This is a genomic window from Pelotomaculum propionicicum, assembly GCF_004369225.1.
In the GTDB taxonomy this organism is placed as follows: Bacteria; Bacillota; Desulfotomaculia; order Desulfotomaculales; family Pelotomaculaceae; genus Pelotomaculum_B; species Pelotomaculum_B propionicicum.
The window spans coordinates 1-2,628 of sequence record NZ_QFFZ01000109.1 but is presented as its reverse complement, the minus strand read 5'-3'; the positions used below and the strand labels follow the sequence as shown (position 1 = coordinate 2,628).

The window sequence follows — 2,628 nt, the reverse complement described above, 5'->3', positions numbered from 1 at the left end:
AGTTAAGGATGTGTTGATACGGATAAACCGGTGATTTTTGGAATAACCGAATAGGCAATAGTTGCGAAAACGTCAATTCCAGACCCCGCAAGATTTAAAAAACATTTTCATGCGTCAGCTCTGCTTGCTAAATGTAAAGATTGATACCCATTTATGTCGGTGATATAATTATATAGTTGTTTTACGTCATCAGGAGGCCATATATGGAGTGGGAGAAAGACAGAATCCGCAACTTTTGCATCATCGCTCACATTGACCACGGCAAGTCAACCCTGGCCGACAGGCTTTTGGAATATACAGGTTCGCTGAGCGGGCGGGAGATGACCGATCAGGTCCTGGACCAGATGGACCTGGAGCGGGAGCGCGGTATTACCATCAAAATGCAGGCGGTGCGCCTGAATTACCGGGCCAGGGACGGCCTGGAGTACCAGTTGAATCTGATTGACACACCGGGGCATGTGGATTTTTCATATGAGGTGTCACGCAGCCTGGCAGCCTGTGAGGGCGCGCTGCTGGTTGTGGACGCCGCCCAGGGGATTGAAGCCCAGACGCTGGCCAATGTTTACCTGGCGCTGGAGCACAACCTGGAAATCATCCCGGTGATAAATAAGATAGACCTGCCCAGCGCCCAGCCGGAGACAGTCAAAAAAGAGATCGAGGATGTAATCGGCCTGGACACCGACCAAGCTGTCCTGGCTTCAGCCAAAAGCGGGTTTGGGGTAGAAGAGATTCTGGAAAAGATCGTCAGCCTGGTTCCGCCGCCCGGCGGGCAGTCTCAGGCGCCTTTGCGGGCGCTGATTTTTGATTCGCACTATGACCCCTATAAGGGTGTAATAGCCTATGTCCGGGTGATGGAAGGTTCCGTGCTGTGCGGCATGCAGGTTAAAATGATGGCCACGGGCAAGGAGTTTGAGGTAAACGAAGTGGGTATCTTCAAACCTTCCCTTACCTCCGTCGGGGCGCTGCATACAGGCGAGGTGGGCTTTATCGCCGCCAGTATTAAAAACGTCAAGGACTGCCGGGTAGGCGACACGGTCACAGACGCGCGGCAGCCGGCCCCAGTGCCCCTGCCCGGTTACCGCAAGGCCACCCCCATGGTTTACTGCGGATTATATATGGTTGACTCCGTCGACTACGGTGACCTGAGGGAAGCTCTGGAAAAGCTCAGCTTGAATGACGCCTCCCTGATCTATGAGCCTGAAACTTCTGAGGCGCTTGGATTTGGCTTCCGCTGCGGTTTTCTAGGTCTTTTGCACATGGAAATCATCCAGGAAAGGCTGGAGCGCGAGTACGGCCTCAACCTTATCACAACCGCGCCCAACGTTGTTTACCGGGTTACCACCACCGCGGGTGAGGTAATCGAAATCGAAAACCCCAGCAAGATGCCGCCGGCCGGGAAGATGGCTATGATTGAAGAGCCTTTTGTCAAAGCCACGATTATGGCGCCCAAGGATTATGTCGGCGCGGTGATGGAGTTGTGCCAGGAACGCCGCGGCATATTCAGCAACATGGAATACTTGAGTGTGAACAGGGTCATGATGTTGTACGATATGCCCCTGAGTGAGATAATATATGATTTCTTTGACCAGTTGAAGTCGCGTACCAAAGGCTACGCTTCCCTGGACTATGAATTGTCGGGTTATAAGGAATCCGACCTGGTCAAGCTTGATGTGGTTATTGCCAATGAAGTGCTGGACGCGCTGTCGGTTATTGTACACAAAGACAAGGCGTACTACCGCGGGCGCCAGCTGGTTGAAAAGCTGCGCGGCCTGATCCCGCGGCATCTTTTTGAGGTGCCGATCCAGGCTGCCATCGGCAACAAGGTTATCGCCAGGGAAACGGTCAAAGCTGTACGCAAGGACGTTATCGCCAAGTGTTACGGGGGTGACATCACCCGTAAGCGCAAGCTGCTGGAAAAACAAAAGGAAGGCAAAAAGCGGATGAAACAGGTCGGCAGCGTGGAAATCCCGCAGGAAGCCTTCATGGCCGTTCTGAGTTTAGGAGAGAAATAAACCTATTTAGTCGTAGGCCGTAAGCCGTAGGACGTAAGTATATCCTGCATTCCTATTAAGTCGTAAGCCGTAAGGCGTAGGCCGTAGGTATATCCTGTATTCCTGACAGGTCTTTGACCAAAAGAAATACTTTCAATACATACGCCTTACGCCCTACGTCTTACAACATTGTTTTTCTCACGTCCCATTTCCCACTTCTCACTTCCCAAAAGGAGGCTGCATTGTGAGCTGTTATTTAAGACACCTTAAACCCATCCTGAGTGAGGCGGGCCTGGACCTTGTGACCAAAGAGGAGCGCAAGCGGATCGACTTGGCCGTCAGGGACGCGGTTGCCATGAAAAAGGAAGACAAGTGCAATGAGGTCTGGAAAGAAGTTAAAGTCCTGCTGCAGGACCCGGACAAAAAACAGTCCCTGCTCACCAGGCTGAAAAACATCTAACCGGCAAACGGGGGACACAGGCAAACCAGGGGACGGTTACAAAGAAGAAGGAAATCGCAAGTTGAATGTAGAACATTCTGTAACAAAAACTTTATTTATATCTTCTCACTTAACCATCACAAAGTTCTGCGACTTCCATCTTCTCAGGCAATCAAAAATTTTGCGCCACTTAGTATA

At 51.3% G+C, this 2,628-nt stretch carries 2 protein-coding genes; both read left to right on the top strand.

The features are described 5' to 3' along the window. Positions 1-203 precede the first annotated feature (203 nt). Positions 204-2,012 (top strand): translation elongation factor 4, encoded by a 1,809-nt coding sequence (gene lepA / locus Pmgp_RS18990; RefSeq protein WP_134216219.1) that lies wholly within the window; start codon positions 204-206, stop codon positions 2,010-2,012. A gap of 223 nt (positions 2,013-2,235) precedes the next feature. Continuing rightward, positions 2,236-2,451, top strand: a complete 216-nt coding sequence (locus tag Pmgp_RS18985) for a hypothetical protein (RefSeq protein ID WP_134216217.1) — start codon at positions 2,236-2,238, stop codon at positions 2,449-2,451. Positions 2,452-2,628: the final 177 nt, after the last annotated feature.

What these genes read in the sequence shown, in the direction of transcription:
- lepA (WP_134216219.1), top strand. Translation starts at nt 204, where the DNA reads ATGGAGTGGGAGAAAGACAGAATCCGCAACTTTTGCATCATCGCTCAC.